Raw genomic sequence first — 17,791 nt, 5'->3', positions numbered from 1 at the left:
CACTTCAACGACCAAAGGGAGTAAGTGGGGGAGGAATCGCTTTTTTTGTTTTTGTATCACTAAAAAATATGATATAATATATCATATAATATATTTAGTGAAAGAGAGGTGAGACAAATGGACATGACGTTAACAGCCAAAATCAAAATTTACCCAACAGCGGAACAAGCAGAAGTATTGAAAGCCACCCTTTCCGCTTATCGACAAGCGTGCAACGCTGTATCTGTTGTGATTTTTGACACAAAAGTGCTTGTACAAGCCAAGTTACACGACATGACCTATCGTCTACTTCGATCAAACTACGCTTTGCGTTCGCAAATGGCGCAATCTGTGATTAAAACGGTGATCGCTAGATACCGTTCCCTAAAAAGCAATGGTCATGAATGGACATTGGTTCGCTTTAAAAAGCCTGAATATGACCTCGTTTGGAATCGAGATTACTCCATTGTTCAAGGGTTATTTTCTGTCAATACACTAGAAGGACGAATCAAAGTGCCATTCGAACCAAAAGGCATGGAACCATATTTTGATGGCTCATGGACGTTTGGCACAGCCAAACTCGTCTACAAGCATAACAAATTCTTTTTGCACATTCCCATGACCAAAACAATTCCAACCGTAGATGAACACAACATTCGCCAAGTGGTCGGTGTCGATGTAGGGGTTAACTTTCTTGCAGCAGCTTATGATTCGCAAGGGAAAACTATCTTTTTTAACGGACGAAAAATCAAGCATATGCGTGCCAAGTACAAACGAATGCGAAAAACCCTCCAGCAAAAAGGGACGGCTTCTGCGCGTCGGAAGTTGAAAACAATCGGACAACGAGAAAACCGTTGGATGACGGATGTGAACCATGCTGTCACGAAGGCACTCGTTCGTCAATATGGAGAACGTACCCTTTTTGTATTAGAAGATTTAACAGGCATTCGTGAAAAAACAGAACGTGTACGTATCCATGACCGATATGAAACCGTATCGTGGGCTTTCTATCAGTTCCGTCAAATGTTAGAGTATAAGGCACGTTTGCATGGGTCAAAAGTGATGGTGGTTGCTCCGCATTACACCTCTTTGACATGTCCAAAGTGCGGGCATACGGAAAAAGCCAATCGAAACAAGCGTACACACACCTTTTGTTGCCGAACATGCGGATACACCTCAAACGATGACCGCATTGGTGCTATGAACCTTCAACGAAAAGGAATAGAGTACATCGTTGAAGGAACGACACAGGCATGACCTGCGTCGTTGGGCAGTTGTCAACCTGCCCCTAATGCAACCCCAAGTCAAGGAAGGAGGACGAAGTCCGCTCGCACTTCTGGGGAGTTGCAAGCCCCCACTTCAAGCGTTAGCGAAGTGGGGGTAGTTGACCGCCAACAACCGCTCGGTCATCGTCGCTTCCATATCGCTTGGCAAATAACGCGAATCGGTGCGCGGGTACGTGACAAGCTTGTGTTGTTCGTACAGTCGCTGCAACACCGAGAGCGTCTTTTTCGCCGAAAAACCAAACCGCTTGTTCGCATCCCGCTGCAGCTCGGTTAAATCATACGGCAGCGGGGCGGGCTCGCTTTTTCGTTTCCGCTTGACTGACACGACGCGCGCCGGCTGACCGTCAAGGCGGGCGATCAGCTGCTTCGCTTCGTCTTGGTCAAACAGACGATGTCCTCCATGCCGCTCCCATACGGCCGTGATGGAACCAATCTTCGCCCGAATCGTCCAATATGGCACGGGAACGAACGATTGGATCTCGCGTTCGCGCTCGATGATCATCGCGAGCGTTGGCGTTTGCACGCGCCCGGCCGAAAGCGGATCGTTGTATTTTGTCGTCAAGGCGCGCGAGACGTTTAACCCAATCAGCCAGTCGGCTTCGGCGCGGCAGACGGCCGATTGATACAGCCGGTCAAACTGCGCCCCGGGCTTTAACTGGCGAAACCCGTCGCGGATGGCGCGGTCGGTTTGCGACGAAATCCATAGCCGCCAAATCGGCTTCGTCCAACCGATCATCTCTAAAATCCAGCGCGCCACAAGCTCCCCTTCACGGCCCGCGTCGGTCGCGATGATGACATCTTTCACATCCGGTCGTTTCGCCAACCGTTCAATGGCGCGAAACTGGTGTCTCGTTTGCCGGATGACTTTCAAGCCCATTTTCTTTGGGATGATCGGCAAGTCCTCCAGCCGCCATGTTTCGTATTTCCGGTCGTAGTCTTCCGGCATCTTCAGCTCCACTAAATGGCCGAGCGCCCAGGTGACAATATGCTGCTTTCCTTCAAAATAATGTTTATGCGCTTGCTTGCAACCGAGCACGCGGGCGATGTCGCGAGCGACGCTCGGCTTTTCCGCTAACACGAGCGATTTCATCGATAAACCCCTTTCTGTCGTCTCCACATGAGCACAGTCTGCTTCTTAGTATAAAGGAAGAAGGAAAAAGACGCATCCGCCAAGGTTTGTCTCCTTGGCAGGACAAGACGCCTTGGCGCTGCGCAAAGCCGCATCTCCACACTTTCTGCACATTTGGCAAATAAAATAGTAAAATTGAAATGACACTCGGGCTTGATGGATGAGGAGAGGAATCCGTGCGAAAACTGTCATGGAAACTCGGAATGCTGTTTTTTGCCTTTGTCTTGGCCATTGAAATGGTGCTGTTCGTTTCCCTCTACGCTACGCTCGTCCATGCGCGCATCGAGGAAGAATTCGCGCAGCTGTTGGCGCGGGGAAACAGCCACCGCAACGTCTTGGAGAAAAATAACGATCGAACGACGTTGGCGCATGTCGTGATGATGGAATCAGAGGCGGAAACCGATGTCGCCATCACTGACGCCCGGCGCCGGATTGTATTGGCTTCTAGCGGCATTGTTCCGTTTGCCAAGCGCATCATTCCTTTAACGAACGGCCGCCATATTCCCCGCCGGGGAATGATGGTCGAAACCGACTGGAAGCGGGCATCGCATATCGCCGCCGTCAGCCCGATTCAAATCAGGGGTGAAACAAGAGGATATGTGTATATGTTTCAAGACACCCGCTCGATCCGGACGATGGTGTATAAACTGAAGCATCATTTTATCGTCGTTGGCGTGTTGTCGGTGGCGATCACCGTGTTGACCATCGCCTTTTTCTCCCGCGCCATCACGATGCCGCTCCTTCGCATGAAACAGGCGACCGAGGCGCTCAGCCGGGGGGATTTTTCCGTCCGCCTCGAGATGAAAGGCAACGACGAGCTGGCGCAACTCGGGAGAGCGATTCAAACGCTGGCCAACGATTTGGCGTATTTGAAACAAGAGCGGAGCGAATTTTTAGCGAGCATCTCTCATGAATTGCGCACGCCGCTGACGTATGTGAAAGGATACGCCGACATTGCTAGGCGTCCGCATCTGTCTGAGGAGCAGCGGGCGAACTATATGGCGATCATTTACGAAGAAGCGGAAAAGATTGAAAAGATGGTCAAAGATTTGTTTGAATTAGCCAAACTGGAGCAACACTCGTTCCAGATTGAAAAGCAGCCGACGAATCTTTGTTCGTTTTTGACAAAATTGTGTGAAAAACTGAGCCCCGCGTTTCAGGAAAAATCGCTGTCGCTTGTGTGCCAGTGCCCCGGTTCGGTCATGGCCGCGATCGATCGGAAGCGGTTCGAGCAAGTGATGATCAACGTGCTTGACAATGCACGAAAGTACGCGTTTTCCGGCACGACGGTGGCCGTCGCCGTTCACCTTCAAAAGCAAGGAATCGTCATTGCCGTGTCCGATGAAGGAACCGGCATTCCGCCGGAAGATGTGCCCCGGATTTTCGAGCGGTTTTACCGGGTTGACAAATCGCGGTCGCGGACAAGCGGCGGGACCGGACTCGGTTTGGCGATTGCCAAAGAAATCGTCGAGGCGCACGGGGGAACGATCGCCGCTAGAAGCGAACAAGGAAAAGGAACGACCATCCTCATTACGCTGCCGGAGGGATAACGATGTATACCTTGCTGTTGGTTGATGATGAAGAGCGGATGCTTGATTTATTGGAATTGTATTTAGCGCCGAACGGCTACCGCTGCGTGAAACGGCGTTCGGGGGCGGAAGCCATTGACTATTTGCGGCGCCATCATGCCGATTTGGTGCTGCTTGATGTCATGATGCCAGAACTCGACGGATGGGAAACGTGCCGCCGCATCCGATCGTTTTCGAATGTGCCGATCATGATGGTCACCGCTCGCGATGAGACGGCGGATATTGTCCAAGGATTGAAAATCGGAGCGGACGATTATGTGACGAAACCGTTTGACGAGGCGGAACTGCTTGCTCGCATTGAAGCGGTGCCGCGCCGTACAGCCGGCGGTCGTTCCGCCATTCGCGCGGCCGGGCTTGTATGGGACGAAGAGGAACATACGGTCCGCTACGAAGATAAGCCGATTGCGTTGACGCCGAAAGAATTTGCCATTTTGGGACTGCTGTTAAAGCACCCGAATCAGGTGTTCAGCCGAGGGCAAATCATCGCATCGCTATGGGGCTATCTCGCTGATACGGAAGAGAGGACCGTTGACTCCCACATGAAAAACATCCGCGAAAAATTGCGTAAAGCGGGGTTCCCAGCGGACGAATATTTGCAGACGGTCTGGGGCGTCGGCTACAAATGGGAAGGGCGCAAGTCATAACCATTTTCGGAAAGAGAGGCGTTTGGGCCAAATGGAAGAACGGATGATTGAGTTCCTTCAAGCATACGGCGGAGCGGCGTACTTCTTGAGTCTAGCCTGTAATGTGGCGATCAGCGTGCTCGGGGTCGTACCAAGCGCCTTTTTGACTGCCGCCAATTTGACCGTTTTCGGATTTTGGCCCGGCTTTTGGGTGTCGTTTGCCGGCGAGGCGCTCGGAGCGGTCGTCTCGTTTGTCTTGTATCGAAAAGGACTTCGCCGATGGAGCGAGACGACATGGCTTTCCCATCCCAAGGTGAAGCCGTTGCTTCATGCCAGTGGCAAGGAGGCGTTTGGGCTCATTTTCGCGCTTCGACTGTTGCCGTTTGTGCCATCAGGGGTGGTAACGTTTGTCGCCGCCATCGGCCGCACGTCCTTCCTCGTCTTTGCGGCCGCCAGTTCGCTCGGCAAGCTCCCAGCTTTATGGATGGAAGCGTATGCCGTCCATCAATTCCTCGAGGCCGCCTGGGCGGGCAAACTGATGCTCGCTGTTGCATCGATCATTCTTTTGTGGTTCGTCTGGCGAAAGATAGGGCAAAAAGCAGCGGGGTGAAACAGCCCCCGCCCAAAAGGACAGTCAGCCTAGGCGCCATACGGCCTTTAGCGGCAAATCCAAGGCCATCTCCACAAAATCTGCACAAATGTCCGGTATGCTAACAAGGCAAGGAGGGTGAAAACGATGAAAAACTGGAAAATGTTATTAGGAACAACTTCAGTTATGGCAGCGCTCTTGTTATCGGCCTGCACCGGTGCCAACGACAACAAAGCGCCAAAGGAACATACAGCTTCTCACACCGGGCATGAAGGAATGAATCACTCGGGCTCCAAAGAGGTGCCGGCCGGATTGAAGGAGGCGAAACAACCAAAGTATCCGGTTGGAAGCCAAGTCATCATCCATGCCGACCATATGCCGGGAATGGATGGAGCCAAGGCGACTGTCACCGGTGCCTTTGACACGATCGTCTATACGGTCACATACACCCCAACTACAGGCGGGGACCCAGTGAAAAACCATAAATGGGTCATTCACGAAGAAATCGAAAACGCCGGAGACAAACCGTTCCAGCCGGGCGATGAAGTCGTCTTGAATGCCGATCACATGGAAGGGATGAAAGGGGCCAAAGCAGTCATTGATTCGGCGAAACAAACGACGGTGTATATGGTCGATTACATCGATACGGAAACTGGTCAAAAAGTGACCAACCACAAATGGGTGACCGAAGACGAGCTGTCGCCGGCCAACTAACGAATCATCATCGGTGTTTCCGCAAAACGCGCAGCCATTTCCCTTGGAGCATAGGGGAATGGCTTGTTTTTTTCGGCTCATTTGTGAAAATTGTGGTATAATTATACAAAAATCCCCTATTTTTTCAAAAAATAGACAATATAGGCGGCTTCGCCTGAGTCTTACGGAGCGATCGGGAAAACGGGAGAAAGAAAGGGAGAAACGATGCGGAGATTTTGGTTGGGAGTTATGTGGTTTTCAGTGGTTTGGTTGCTTTACGGCATCGGAGCGGCAGGGCATTACTTATGGACGGAACACCGGATGGACGGACAGGCGCTGATTCTCGCGCTCGGCATGGCGACCATGGCCTGGCGGGCATGGGACGAATATCGTGGGAACGGTTGGACACGAAAAAAGGAAGACGGGCGCCGTCTATGATGAAAGGACGCCCGTCTCTAGCTGTCGCCCGAGCGAAAAGAGGCGGTTTGGTTACGCCGTTCGCCCGGGCGCTTTTGTTGCTTGATGCTGCTTTTCTTTGACAGTGGAATAGATGAATAAGAGAACCAAGACGGCCACGCAGAGAAGCGAACCGATTCGATGCTCTCTTTGAAGCAAAAAGCCAAGCCAAATCGCCCCGAGCGCCCCGACCGCCGCCATCGTTGTGTACGGAAACCCTTTCGTTCGGAAAAACGGCTTCGTTTTGTAGTGCGGCCGCAGCTTCAGCTGAGCGGCGCCGATCATCATCCAAACGATGAGCACGGTAAACCCAGGAATCGTCATCAATTCCCCGATGATCCGCCCGGGCGCCAAGTAGGCGCCGATCACGCCAGCGGCGATGCAGACGGCGACCATTCCCATCCCGTAAAGCGGAACCCCGTGTTTCGTCGTCCGCTGCAAGCGGCGGCTTGCTTCTCCTTGTTCAGCCATGGTGTACAGCAACCGAGAAGTCGCATAGACGCCTGTATTGGCCGCCGATAAGACGGCAATGAGCAACACCGCGTTCATGACATGGGCCGCGCCGGGCAACCCGATCGCTTCCAACACTTGGACAAAGGGGCTGTTCGTTTCCGAAACGGTGTTCCATGGCATAATGCCGCAAATGATGGCCATTGGCAAAAGATAAAAGCCGACAACCCGCCAGATTGTGGTGCGAATGACGCGCGGCAGCACCCGGTCGGCGTCTTTCATCTCCGTCACCGCTACACCGATCAGCTCCGCTCCGCCGTATGAAAACATGACGACAAGCAGGGCGCTGATCATGCCGCCGAGCGCCATCAATTGCACATGGCGGGGCAGCAGCCCTCTTTGCAATGAGGGGCGGGAATGTTCCATACAGCAACAACCTTTCTCACACGAAGTTCATTTCATGATGTGCTTTTTTGCTTTTATGCTTTTATGCAGTTAAGCAAAAAAGATAGTTTTAGAATATAATTGTTTTGTTTTTCTGTCAATGGTTCGCAAAAAACATGTCGTTAATGTGGAAATGTTTTGTTATACTGGAAACAGATTTTGAACTCGCCAAAAGGAGATTGGTAGGATGCTTCGCAACAGCGGTAAACCGATTTCGGAAAAAGCCATCACCGTCTGGCGCTTGACCGGAGTGTTGGGAACATTGGCTGGCGGCGTCATCATCGGTGCAATCGCTTGGGTGTTGGCGCGCTTTCATGTTCCTGAGTGGTGGTTAGCGCCGTTGGCGTGCATCTGTGGAGTGAAAGCGATCTTATGGATCGGATGGCTGCCTCCCTTGCGCCAGAAACGATGGCGTTATGATATTCGCGACGAAGAAATAGAAATCCAGCATGGTGTATGGTCAACGACATGGACGTTAGTTCCGATGAATCGCGTCCAACATGTCGATGTGCGGCAAGGCCCTTTGCTCAAACGGTACGGGTTGGCTTCGGTCGTGATTTTCACGGCCGCCACCGTCCATGAAATCCCCGCTCTGTCTGAATCGAAGGAAGTATGGGTTGCCGCTGTGACAAGCGGGGGAGCGTTTGGCGTAGTGGCGGCCGTTTGGGCCTTTTTGTCCCAGCTTGGCGACCTGATCCCGTATGGAGCGCTCTTTCGCAATGTACAGGCGACATGGAACGGACATGGGCGGTGGTACATCGGAGTCATCGGTTTGGTGGCGCTGTTGGCCGCGTATGGGGTGGCGATCGGGCAAAATATGATCCGTTTCGCTTCGTTTGCCGTGCGCAGGCAAGAAGATACGATTGTCATCACCCGCGGTTGGCTCGAACGTCAAACGGTCTCAGTAAGATAAAAATAATAAAAGGCATCTTTTATTATTTACTATTAAATATAAATTTAGTATAATTCTAATGTACAAATCATTATCATTTTTGAATGGCAACAAAACAGTTAGAAATGGTAATGATGGAATTCCTATTTTTTGTTAAGTAAGGGAAAGGAGAACAGGAGAATGGAAAATCAAAATCGTCAGAATGCAGCTCAATGTCCGTTTCACGGAAGCGTAACGAATCAGTCTTCGAATCGAACGACGAACAAAGACTGGTGGCCGAACCAGCTGAACTTAAGCATTCTCCATCAACATGACCGAAAAACGAATCCTCATGATGAAGAGTTCAACTATGCTGAGGAGTTTCAAAAACTAGACTATTGGGCGCTCAAAGAAGATTTGCGCAAACTGATGACGGAAAGCCAAGACTGGTGGCCGGCCGATTATGGCCATTACGGGCCGTTGTTTATCCGCATGGCCTGGCATTCAGCTGGCACGTACCGCATCGGCGACGGCCGCGGCGGCGCTTCGACCGGCACGCAGCGCTTTGCCCCGTTAAACAGCTGGCCGGACAACGCCAACTTGGATAAAGCGCGGCGGTTGTTATGGCCGATCAAAAAGAAATACGGGAACAAAATCTCTTGGGCCGATTTGTTCATTTTGGCGGGCAATGTCGCTATTGAATCGATGGGTGGAAAAACGATTGGATTCGGCGGCGGCCGCGTTGACGTCTGGCATCCGGAAGAAGACGTTTATTGGGGATCGGAAAAAGAGTGGCTCGCCTCTGAACGCTATTCCGGTGATCGCGAGCTCGAAAACCCGCTCGCCGCGGTGCAAATGGGGTTAATCTACGTCAACCCAGAAGGGCCGGACGGCAAGCCGGATCCAAAAGCAGCGGCGCGCGATATTCGCGAGACGTTCCGCCGCATGGGGATGAACGATGAAGAAACGGTCGCCTTGATCGCCGGCGGTCATACGTTCGGAAAAGCGCACGGCGCCGGCCCTGCCACGCACGTCGGTCCCGAGCCGGAAGCCGCCCCGATTGAAGCGCAAGGGCTGGGATGGATCAGCTCTTACGGAAAAGGGAAAGGGAGCGATACGATCACAAGCGGCATTGAAGGCGCTTGGACGCCGACGCCAACCCAGTGGGATACGTCGTACTTTGACATGCTGTTTGGCTATGACTGGTGGCTGACGAAAAGCCCAGCCGGGGCATGGCAATGGATGGCGGTCGACCCGGATGAAAAAGACTTGGCTCCGGATGCCGAGGATCCGTCGAAAAAAGTTCCGACGATGATGATGACGACCGATTTGGCGCTTCGGTTTGACCCGGAATACGAAAAAATCGCCCGCCGATTCCATCAAAATCCAGAAGAATTTGCGGAGGCGTTTGCCCGGGCATGGTTCAAGCTTACCCATAGGGATATGGGACCGAAAACGAGATATCTCGGTCCGGAAGTTCCGAAAGAAGATTTCATCTGGCAAGATCCGATTCCAGAAGTCGATTACGAATTGACAGAAGCGGAAATTGAAGAAATCAAAGCCAAAATTTTGAACTCCGGACTGACGGTCAGTGAACTTGTGAAAACAGCTTGGGCCTCGGCCAGCACGTTCCGCAACTCGGATAAGCGCGGCGGAGCCAACGGCGCCCGCATTCGTCTCGCGCCGCAAAAAGACTGGGAAGTGAACGAACCGGAGCGGCTCGCCAAAGTGCTGTCCGTCTACGAGGACATCCAGCGCGAACTGCCGAAAAAAGTAAGCATCGCCGACTTGATCGTCCTTGGCGGCAGCGCTGCGGTGGAAAAGGCAGCCCGCGACGCCGGCTTTGATGTCAAAGTGCCGTTTATTCCAGGACGGGGCGATGCGACACAAGAGCAAACCGATGTCCAGAGCTTTGCGGTGCTCGAACCGTTCGCCGATGGCTTCCGCAACTATCAAAAGAAAGAGTACAGCGTCGGTCCGGAAGAGCTGCTCATCGACAAAGCGCAGCTTCTAGGGTTGACCGCACCTGAGATGACCGTGCTCATCGGCGGTCTGAGGGTATTGGGCGCGAACTATCGCGATCTGCCTCATGGCGTCTTCACTGACCGCATCGGGGTGCTGACCAACGACTTCTTTGTCAACTTGTTGGATATGAACTATGAATGGGTGCCGACAGACAGCGGCATTTATGAAATCCGCGACCGGAAAACGGGCGAAGTGCGGTGGACGGCGACCCGTGTGGATCTCATTTTCGGATCCAACTCCATTCTTCGTTCCTACGCGGAATTTTACGCCCAAGACGACAACCAAGAAAAATTTGTCCGTGATTTCATCAACGCTTGGGTGAAAGTCATGAACGCCGACCGCTTTGATATTCATTTGAAACAAGCCAAAGAGTCGGTCACGGTTTGATCAGTGAGGCAAAAAGAAGCAGCTTGCCGCTGAATTGGCAAGCTGCTTTTGTATGTCTAGAAATCTCTTTCATTAGCCGGGAAATTTATTATCAAATCATGATCCAATCCGATACCGCATTGTCTACCGAACAAATGACAAAGAACGAAAAAGACACACTGAAAGGACTCAAATGGTGGAGCAAAGACGAATTGCAAAAAATCAACGACTTTGCGCCGCGTGAAATATTGAATTACATATAATTCTATCTGTCGCGGCGAGTCGTAGGGGGAGTAGGAATCGTGACGTTCCTTTCTCTCTTTTTCCCATCTTAAGTTAACATAATATAAATTATAAGAAGTTACGAAAGAGTCTGTTTCGATAACAAGTAGTCTCATAATAGTGAGACAAAACAAAAAAACGCCCATCGACACGCCCGCCTAAAATAAAAACGCGCAGCCTCTTGATTCTCATTCAAGAAGCTGCACGTTACCCACTGCGCGTCGGCAGCTGCAGGGACCGCATGATCTCATCCTTTCTCCTTTCGTTTAGGCAATATCCGTTTGACGATAGCGGACGCCTTTATACCGAACGCGAACTGGCACGCCTTTTTCTTGCTTATGTTTCACCAGAAGCCGTTGGGCTTTTGAAAAGGCTTCCATCATCCCAGATGCCGAAATGGCCTCTTCCCACACAATCGTTTTCCCTTGGACTGTGTAGAAGGAAAAGACATACTGTTTCACCGTCTTCACCTCCCTATTATTATTATAATCAAAGACTGTTTTTCCTAAACACAAAAACTGTTACAATTATGTTAACATTTTCTCTTCGGCGTTTCCGCAACAAATAAAGGTGTCCCAATCCTTCCTAAAAGAGATCGGAACACCTTTTTCTTTTTGCGCATATGTGGCTGTTGGACCTTGCGGGTTGTGATGATCTTGCCGGTTAGCGCCGCAATCCGATTTAGCACAGTTCAGTTTCTTAGAAAAAGAAAACCGGCATCATGATTCAATGCCGGTTTGTTGCTTGTATTGTTTGACGGCCGCTTTATAGTCGGCTTGAATGGCATCTTTGTCTCGTCCGAGCCGAACGCTTAAAAAGTCGAGCACGGCTGCATCATGGGCAAGGCCAGCGGCAAACTGCCGCTTCAGCCAGCGTTCGCCGGCGATTTCCTCTGGGAACGTATGGGTCTCTCCCCCATCGGCATACACGTTCCAACCTTGAGCGGTTTTACGACTCAGCCACCATTGGCCATGGTGATTTGTCCAAAACACTCCTTCGGCCTCGTCTTTTTTGTTCAATCGGTTTTGTTCCGCATCACCGTATACCGGCAGAAGCGGGAACGTCTCGACGACAAACAGCGGAAATGTTGTATCATCGATCAAACAGCCGGACGCCTTGGGATGGCCGCCGCCACCGAATTGCAGGGCAAACTCAGCGACGTTGACGTCATCATGAATGGTGCGAAAGCCAATATGTTTCGTCCCCATGTTGACTAAAGCGATCAAGTCAAGATGAGGATAACGCTTGGATAACGCATTGCCCAATTCCGACAAATGGCGCTCGGCAAAGACGACGCCGATGCAATAGTCACCAAGCCAGCGCTGAACAAGCTGTTTTTGCTTTTGCCGAATGTAACGCTGAATTTTCTTCTCTTCCATATCGAGAAGCAGCTCTTCCGTCTCGGTCAAGGAGAACGGTTCTCTGGAGGCGAGCCGCTCGCTCATCGTCTCCCAAAAGCCGTCAAGCCCGAAAATCGTCAACAAATCATTCAGCCGCTTCGCTTGCAAATTCCCATTCTCTTCCCATTCCCACGTGTCGTATTGGCGGACGAGCTCGACGAACCCATCTAGCGTTTCATTAGGTGCGAGTTTTCCCTCGCGGACGAGATAGTCGTAAAAGAGCGAGGTGGCGCACGTCTTTTTGCCATCATCCCTCACCGGCACCACCTGTCCCCACGGGTAGTCATTGAAATGAAGCGCCGTCACGTGGTGGTCGATCACTTGCACATGGCCGCCGCGCGCCGCCCGTTCGGCGAGTTGCTGTTCCACTTCCTTGCCGACGGCCAAGTCGGTGATAAACAACATGGCGCCGTTGGCCTCGTCGCTTTGCAAGAATTGGACGACCCGTTCATCCAAATTGCGATAGGAACAAAACGAAATGTTCACCTCGGCAAACGCCAGCTTCGCGAGCAATCCGCAACCGATGCCGTCTAGATCGCTGTCAGTGAATAATTTGATCATGGGGTCCCACCTTTTTGTCACAAACTTTTTTGCAACCACGTTTTCAAGAGCGGCAACAGCCGATCCGGCAACTCGCTCACATGTGGAACAAAGACGCGGAAGCGACCATAGATGTTTTCAATCGTCCGCCGCGTTGACTCATCGTCGGCCCCGTGGCCTAAAAAGAGATTGACGACCTCAATGCCGCGGCGGCGCGCTTCGGCGACTGCTTCGTGCGTATCGATGATGCCGTTTTGTTCATATCCGTACGCGGCGGGTTCGCCGTCAGAGAAGACGAGCAGCACTTTTTGTGCTTCCGGGCGCTTGAGGAGCTGTTCGGTCATCCAGCGAATCGCCAATCCATCGCGATTATCTTCATGCGGCTCGAGCTGCAGGATCGCCGGGCCGCTCGACGGCTCAAGAGAGCGATGGAATGAGACCGCCATCTGCAAATAGTTCGGCTGACGCGAAGCGGCTGCTTCGTTCGCATCTTCCCAAAATCCGACAATTTGGTGCGGCACGCGCAACGTTTTCAGCACCTCATGGCAAAGAACGAGCCCGGTTTTCGTCTCTTCCATTTTGTCATGCATCGAAGCCGAGCAATCGACAAGCAGGCCGAAGACTGCATCAAACCGCCGCGTCGGCTCGCCTTTTTTGTAAAACAAGCGCGGCCGCTCATCAGTGAAAAACGACACCAATTGTTTGCGCAGCCGACCGACGGGCAAGTTCGTGCGCCAAGCGGAGCGCTTGTGTTCAAGCCATTGTTCCATGATGCGCACAAGCCGTTTTCGGTACGGCGCCACCGCCGCCTGTTTGGCGCGGTATTGCTCAAGATGCGCGAGGTTTGGCGACGAAGGAAGAAGCACAAGATCGGCTTGGCGGTTGGCCTCGCCATACGGCGCACTGTTTCCAGCCGGCGGCTGTTCGCTGAAGGATGCTTGCGCTTCCAGGCCATACTCGTTTCGCGCCGTCGGCCGAGACGTTCCTTTCACGACGGCCAGCGCCTGATCACCGTCTTCACCCGGCCTCGCCTTATCGCTGATGATCTCGGTGCGGCTGCCTCGTTCGAGCTCAAAGCGGAGAAAGCTTCCACCCGCCCGGCTCGTTTCCCGATGCCACGTTGGCAGCACTTGCCGCTTGGCCTCTCCATCGGCCTCTTGAAGGGCATCGCGGTTTTCCAATGGGTTGGTCCGTTTGAGATCTTGAAGCGTCATCGTTTTCTCGTCCGCATCATCCTCAACGATTGGCAGCGATGTATAGGCATTGACCATATCATGAGGCAGCACGTCCTTCATCAGTTCCACAACGGCGAACGCCCAGTCCGCCACCTCGGCTGTCGAGGAAGCATCAAAAAATTGCGGCCATAACGTTTCAAGGCGCGCCTGCACCGCTTCATCCGCCATCGGAGCCAGCGGCGCATCATCAATCGGCGAATCGGCCGTGAGCCGCAAATACATCCCCGCCAAAAACTGATCAGCCCAAGCGCCGCGCGTTCGATTCGCTTGCCATTGCTGAATGAAGTAGCGGCGGTACAAGCGGCGGCGCGTGCGGAACCATTGCTTCATCCCGGGACGTTCCCGCTCACAGACGGCTTCCAAGCGAAGATCTTCAGCGAATGTAAACAGCTGTTTGGAAAGCTTGGAGAGCGGTCGGGATTCCACCGCATGTCGGAAGGCGCGAACCGCCAATCGGTCGGTGTGCCGATACGTGCCGATGATGCGCAAGCCGACGTCGCTTTTCATTGCCGTTTCCCACTCCAATGGTGGATACCCATCCCAAAAATGGCTGACGTAAACGACCGGCTTGACACAATGCACGCCGGAATGGGCGGCGAACTGGATGGCAACGTCGCGGCGGCGCATGAGCGTTTGGGCGAGGTCAGAAAGCTGCATGACCAAACTCGAGTCGACCGTTCGGTCATTGAACATCATAAACCGCTCCATGCCGAGCCTCCTATTCGTCAAACCACGTTTCAGCGATGTTGCGCACTGCGGCCCGTTCCCGTTCATCGTCGAGCTTATCGACGATGCTTCGTTCAATGGCCCGCAATGGCGGCATGTACGCCGCCAAATCGCACGCATCCAACAAAGCGCGCACCGAAGCCGCTTCCTCGGCGATTTGTCCGTTTCGCACCTGCACAAGCAGATCAGCCGACAGGGCGACGAAACGATCGATCAACGTTTCATCCGTTAATGTAGTTTGCGCCAACAATACCGATTTTAATGTTTCTCCTTGTACATACGGCACATTGATGACGACAAACCGGTTTTTGAGCGCCTCATTGAGCGGTACGGTGCCAATATAGCCTTCATTGATCGCGGCGATGACGCCAAATGTCGGTTTCGCCTGCACGAGATCGCCGGTGAGCGGATTCGTGAGCCGCCGCCGGTAGTCAAGGACGCTGTTTAAAATCGGCAGCGTCTCTGGTTTCGCCATATTAATTTCGTCAATATATAGCAAATGCCCTTTTGTCATCGCCTGGATGACTGGTCCGGGCACGTACTCGATCACCGCCTGGCTGTTTTTGTGCACGATCGTCTTAAAACCGAGCAATGCTTCGGCGTCTAAGTCCACGGAACAGTTGATGCTGTGCATCGGTTGACCAAACAAAGCGGACAACGTTTCAGCAAGCCGCGTTTTTCCCGATCCGGTCGGGCCTTTTAAGAGCACGTTTTTCCCAAGCGCGAGCGCAATGGCGGCATCGTGCACGATCGCCTCATCTGCCGCCTTGTACCCGCCCGCTCCAATCAACGCGCGATCCGGATCGCGGCGGAACAGTTCTTTTCGCTTTTCCATTTCTTTCGTGACCGTCAACGGCCATGTTCCCATCTCCTGACTTCCTCTCTGTGGCGATCTTCCCCTCTCATTCTACTAGATCGCCCGGCGGGACGCAAAACAAAAGAACTAGACCATAAATATATTATGTAAATATAACAAAGAAAAAACGAGGCGCTCTCAACCGAAGTTGTCCTCAATCGCCTTGCGAATGAGCGCCGCGCACCGATCAAGCTCCGCTTTGAGCTGGCGTTTGTACAGCTTCGCCTTTTCCTGTCCGCCCTCGGCGAACCGATAGTAAACGACTTCTTGGTACTTCATTCCCTCTTTTTTCTGTTTCACTTGTTTTAAAATGCCGTCTTCGATCAAATCGTGCAGCGCCTTATACACTTCGGAGTGGTTCGGCCGGTAGCCGAACGGCTTGAACTCTTGGCGCAATACATCAAGCAGCTTCAGCCCGTAGAGCCGCTCCTGTTCGGTGAGCGTAATCAAATACAATTTTAAAAACGCACGTTGTTTTAACAGAAAACCGCTGGGCGTCCGTTTTTCTCCCATAGGCTTTTTCCCTCCTTCCCTACGGATGAAATTTCGCTCTTTGGGCGGCCAAATCCTGCTTGTCTTCATTATACCATGCGGGAAAGGAAAAATCCTCTCCCGCTTGGGTTCAATAAAACACGATCGTTTTGTTTCCGTGGATGATGACCCGGTCTTCCAAATGCCACCGAAGCGCCCGGGCGAGCACCGTTTTTTCGATCAGTCGGCCGATCCGCTTTAAGTCGTCCGGATGGTGGCGGTGGTCCACGCGGGCGACGTCCTGCTCAATGATCGGCCCTTCATCCAAATCGTCGGTGACGTAGTGCGATGTGGCGCCGATCAATTTGACGCCGCGCTCATACGCCCGCTCATACGGACGCGCGCCAATAAAGGCGGGCAAAAATGAGTGGTGGATGTTGATGATCCGTCCCGGGAATTCAGCGACAAACGCCGGCGACAAAATTTGCATGTAGCGGGCAAGCACGATGGTGTCGATCTGATAGTCGCGAAGCAGACGGATTTGTTCGGCTTCGGCGTCCGCTTTCGTTTCTTTCGTCACCGGAATATGCACATAAGGGATGCCAAATGACTCGACCGTCTCGCGCAAGTCGGGGTGGTTGCTGATGACAAGGGCGATGTCGGCGATCAGCTCTCCCGCCTGCCATTGCCAAAGAAGTTCAAGCAGACAATGCTCGGCTTTGGAGACAAAAATCGCGATTCGCCGAATGTCGTTGTGCAGCCGAAGCTGCCAACGCATCTCAAATTCAGCAGCGATCGGGGCAAACGCCGCTTCGATCTCTTCTTTTCGCTCGGCGATGTTTGGACAGTCGAACTCCAAGCGGAGAAAAAACGTCCCTCCCTCAGGATCGGTCGAATATTGGCTCGATTCAACGATATTCGCCCCTTGTTCGTACAGAAACGACGTCACTGCCGCGACGATGCCCGGGCGATCTGGGCAGGAGATAAGGATTCGAGCGCGCTGCTCGTAACCTTGCAAAAATGATTGCCAGCGATGTTGGCGAAATGTCGTCATGCGTTGTCTCTCCCTTTTCTTGCTTTTCTTGCAATTCATCATACAAAAAATTCATGAACTTGCCAACAGGGAAGATAACAAAAGAGGGTGTCCCAAAAGGATCGGGACCCCCTTTCTTATTACCGTATATAGGTATAAAACATCATTAAGAAACAATATGTTGTGTTTTGTTAAGAAAAATGACCCTTTTGGGTCATCCCCCTGGCAAGCGAAAAACCTCTCTCAGTCTTTCGTCAAATCGCCGGCCGGGCCGAAAAATTCGTAATGGATGTGCTCCTCTGGCACACTCCATTGTTTTAGGGCACGATAGACGGTTTTCATAAACGGCATCGGGCCGCAGAAATAAAAGTCTGCGTCTTTCGTCGGGATCACGGATTGCATCCATGCGAGGTCGAATAGCATCAAGCTGGTCGATATAGCGCGCTGCCGCATACACGGCTGCGGCCAAGGCGCGTTGCTGCCGCCCTTGCTTTTGGTTGGCGTGGTTGAAAATATGGAGCAGTTCCGGATGATTGGAAAACATGAGTTCGTGAACTACCCCCACTTAATTTTCTAGCGAAAATTTGAAGTGGGGGCTTCCAAAGAAGTTTGACTGCTTCAAGCAATCCTTATTCTTTGAGGCGTGTCCACTTCGCCGCTAGAGCATAAGACACTCAGGTCTACAGCTTTACTTTTCTTTAAGATGTTTAATGCGCCATTGACATCAGCATTAATTAGTTTGCCAGAC

14 protein-coding genes and 7 pseudogenes are annotated in these 17,791 nt (G+C 52.3%); 10 read left to right on the top strand and 11 right to left on the bottom strand.

Features of this window, described 5'->3' with window-relative positions:
- The first annotated feature begins 117 nt into the window (after positions 1–117).
- Entirely contained in the window at positions 118–1,236 is a 1,119-nt protein-coding gene (locus CD000_RS06790; RefSeq protein WP_096225297.1) for an RNA-guided endonuclease InsQ/TnpB family protein, read from the top strand.
- Between the two features lie 129 nt (positions 1,237–1,365).
- On the opposite strand, the pseudogene CD000_RS06785 reads toward CD000_RS06790, so the two are convergent.
- Positions 1,366–2,355: pseudogene (locus CD000_RS06785) on the bottom strand (DNA topoisomerase); the annotation flags it as partial.
- A gap of 215 nt (positions 2,356–2,570) precedes the next feature.
- Between CD000_RS06785 and CD000_RS06780 the strand changes: the two are divergent.
- The 5 genes from CD000_RS06780 to CD000_RS06760 all read left to right on the top strand — a co-directional run bounded on the left by CD000_RS06780 (position 2,571) and on the right by CD000_RS06760 (position 6,326).
- Positions 2,571–3,944: a sensor histidine kinase gene (locus tag CD000_RS06780; protein ID WP_096225296.1), complete on the top strand. Its 1,374-nt coding sequence runs from the start codon at positions 2,571–2,573 to the stop codon at positions 3,942–3,944.
- Positions 3,945–3,946: 2 nt separating this feature from the next.
- On the top strand, positions 3,947–4,627 hold the full coding sequence (locus CD000_RS06775; RefSeq protein ID WP_096225295.1) for a response regulator transcription factor: 681 nt from the start codon (positions 3,947–3,949) through the stop codon (positions 4,625–4,627).
- 31 nt (positions 4,628–4,658) lie between these two features.
- Complete coding sequence (locus tag CD000_RS06770) at positions 4,659–5,216, top strand: TVP38/TMEM64 family protein (protein WP_096226250.1); 558 nt, start codon at positions 4,659–4,661, stop codon at positions 5,214–5,216.
- A 126-nt stretch (positions 5,217–5,342) separates the two neighbouring features.
- A complete protein-coding gene (locus CD000_RS06765) occupies positions 5,343–5,909 on the top strand; it encodes a YdhK family protein (RefSeq protein ID WP_011231187.1) in 567 nt (188 codons plus the stop codon).
- A gap of 240 nt (positions 5,910–6,149) precedes the next feature.
- A complete protein-coding gene (locus tag CD000_RS06760; RefSeq protein WP_233130407.1) occupies positions 6,150–6,326 on the top strand; it encodes a hypothetical protein in 177 nt (58 codons plus the stop codon).
- 51 nt (positions 6,327–6,377) lie between these two features.
- Here CD000_RS06760 and CD000_RS06755 read toward each other — a convergent pair.
- A pseudogene (locus tag CD000_RS06755) lies at positions 6,378–7,151 on the bottom strand (amino acid permease); the annotation flags it as partial.
- Between the two features lie 274 nt (positions 7,152–7,425).
- On the opposite strand from CD000_RS06755, the pseudogene CD000_RS06750 reads away from it, so the two are divergent.
- The 4 genes and pseudogenes from CD000_RS06750 to CD000_RS06735 form a co-directional block, all read left to right on the top strand.
- Positions 7,426–7,833, top strand: a pseudogene (locus CD000_RS06750) (PH domain-containing protein); the annotation flags it as partial.
- Between the two features lie 6 nt (positions 7,834–7,839).
- Positions 7,840–8,145: pseudogene (locus tag CD000_RS06745) on the top strand (PH domain-containing protein); the annotation flags it as partial.
- 165 nt (positions 8,146–8,310) lie between these two features.
- On the top strand, positions 8,311–10,521 hold the full coding sequence (gene katG / locus CD000_RS06740) for a catalase/peroxidase HPI (RefSeq protein WP_096225293.1): 2,211 nt from the start codon (positions 8,311–8,313) through the stop codon (positions 10,519–10,521).
- A complete protein-coding gene (locus CD000_RS06735) occupies positions 10,518–10,763 on the top strand; it encodes an NUDIX hydrolase (RefSeq protein ID WP_023634695.1) in 246 nt (81 codons plus the stop codon). The genes katG and CD000_RS06735 overlap by 4 nt, the downstream gene beginning before the upstream one ends.
- A gap of 285 nt (positions 10,764–11,048) precedes the next feature.
- Here the strand turns inward: CD000_RS06735 and CD000_RS06730 are convergent, their stop codons facing one another.
- From CD000_RS06730 to CD000_RS19075, 9 genes and pseudogenes are all read right to left on the bottom strand, one after another.
- On the bottom strand, positions 11,049–11,243 hold the full coding sequence (locus CD000_RS06730) for a hypothetical protein (RefSeq protein WP_021321620.1): 195 nt from the start codon (positions 11,241–11,243) through the stop codon (positions 11,049–11,051).
- A gap of 258 nt (positions 11,244–11,501) precedes the next feature.
- Positions 11,502–12,743, bottom strand: a complete 1,242-nt coding sequence (locus tag CD000_RS06725; RefSeq protein ID WP_096225292.1) for a DHH family phosphoesterase — start codon at positions 12,741–12,743, stop codon at positions 11,502–11,504.
- 17 nt (positions 12,744–12,760) lie between these two features.
- On the bottom strand, positions 12,761–14,665 hold the full coding sequence (locus CD000_RS06720) for a nitric oxide reductase activation protein NorD (protein WP_096225291.1): 1,905 nt from the start codon (positions 14,663–14,665) through the stop codon (positions 12,761–12,763).
- A gap of 10 nt (positions 14,666–14,675) precedes the next feature.
- Positions 14,676–15,518, bottom strand: coding sequence for an ATP-binding protein (locus CD000_RS06715; protein WP_369792898.1), 843 nt, complete (start codon positions 15,516–15,518; stop codon positions 14,676–14,678).
- Positions 15,519–15,677: 159 nt separating this feature from the next.
- Entirely contained in the window at positions 15,678–16,052 is a 375-nt protein-coding gene (locus CD000_RS06710; protein ID WP_011231227.1) for a replication termination protein, read from the bottom strand.
- Positions 16,053–16,161: 109 nt separating this feature from the next.
- Positions 16,162–17,064: a formyltetrahydrofolate deformylase gene (gene purU / locus CD000_RS06705; RefSeq protein ID WP_014195843.1), complete on the bottom strand. Its 903-nt coding sequence runs from the start codon at positions 17,062–17,064 to the stop codon at positions 16,162–16,164.
- Between the two features lie 222 nt (positions 17,065–17,286).
- Positions 17,287–17,457 (bottom strand): annotated as a pseudogene (locus CD000_RS06700) (nitric oxide dioxygenase); the annotation flags it as partial.
- Positions 17,453–17,587, bottom strand: a pseudogene (locus CD000_RS19540) (nitric oxide dioxygenase); the annotation flags it as partial. The pseudogenes CD000_RS19540 and CD000_RS06700, both read right to left, overlap by 5 nt.
- Before the next feature lie 74 nt (positions 17,588–17,661).
- Positions 17,662–17,791, bottom strand: a pseudogene (locus CD000_RS19075) (RNA-guided endonuclease TnpB family protein); the annotation flags it as partial.

It is taken from the genome of Geobacillus sp. FJAT-46040, from assembly GCF_002335725.1.
GTDB classification, from domain to species: Bacteria; Bacillota; Bacilli; order Bacillales; family Anoxybacillaceae; genus Geobacillus; species Geobacillus thermoleovorans.
This window is presented reverse-complemented; position numbering and strand designations above follow the sequence as displayed.

Excerpts from the sequence above, each read along its gene's own strand:
- CD000_RS06790 (WP_096225297.1), top strand. The coding sequence starts at position 118 with ATGGACATGACGTTAACAGCCAAAATCAAAATTTACCCAACAGCGGAA.
- CD000_RS06775 (WP_096225295.1), top strand. The coding sequence starts at position 3,947 with ATGTATACCTTGCTGTTGGTTGATGATGAAGAGCGGATGCTTGATTTA.
- CD000_RS06770 (WP_096226250.1), top strand. The coding sequence starts at position 4,659 with ATGGAAGAACGGATGATTGAGTTCCTTCAAGCATACGGCGGAGCGGCG.
- CD000_RS06765 (WP_011231187.1), top strand. The coding sequence starts at position 5,343 with ATGAAAAACTGGAAAATGTTATTAGGAACAACTTCAGTTATGGCAGCG.
- katG (WP_096225293.1), top strand. The coding sequence starts at position 8,311 with ATGGAAAATCAAAATCGTCAGAATGCAGCTCAATGTCCGTTTCACGGA.
- CD000_RS06725 (WP_096225292.1), bottom strand. The coding sequence starts at position 12,743 with ATGATCAAATTATTCACTGACAGCGATCTAGACGGCATCGGTTGCGGA.
- CD000_RS06720 (WP_096225291.1), bottom strand. The coding sequence starts at position 14,665 with ATGGAGCGGTTTATGATGTTCAATGACCGAACGGTCGACTCGAGTTTG.
- CD000_RS06715 (WP_369792898.1), bottom strand. The coding sequence starts at position 15,518 with ATGGAAAAGCGAAAAGAACTGTTCCGCCGCGATCCGGATCGCGCGTTG.
- CD000_RS06710 (WP_011231227.1), bottom strand. The coding sequence starts at position 16,052 with ATGGGAGAAAAACGGACGCCCAGCGGTTTTCTGTTAAAACAACGTGCG.
- purU (WP_014195843.1), bottom strand. The coding sequence starts at position 17,064 with ATGACGACATTTCGCCAACATCGCTGGCAATCATTTTTGCAAGGTTAC.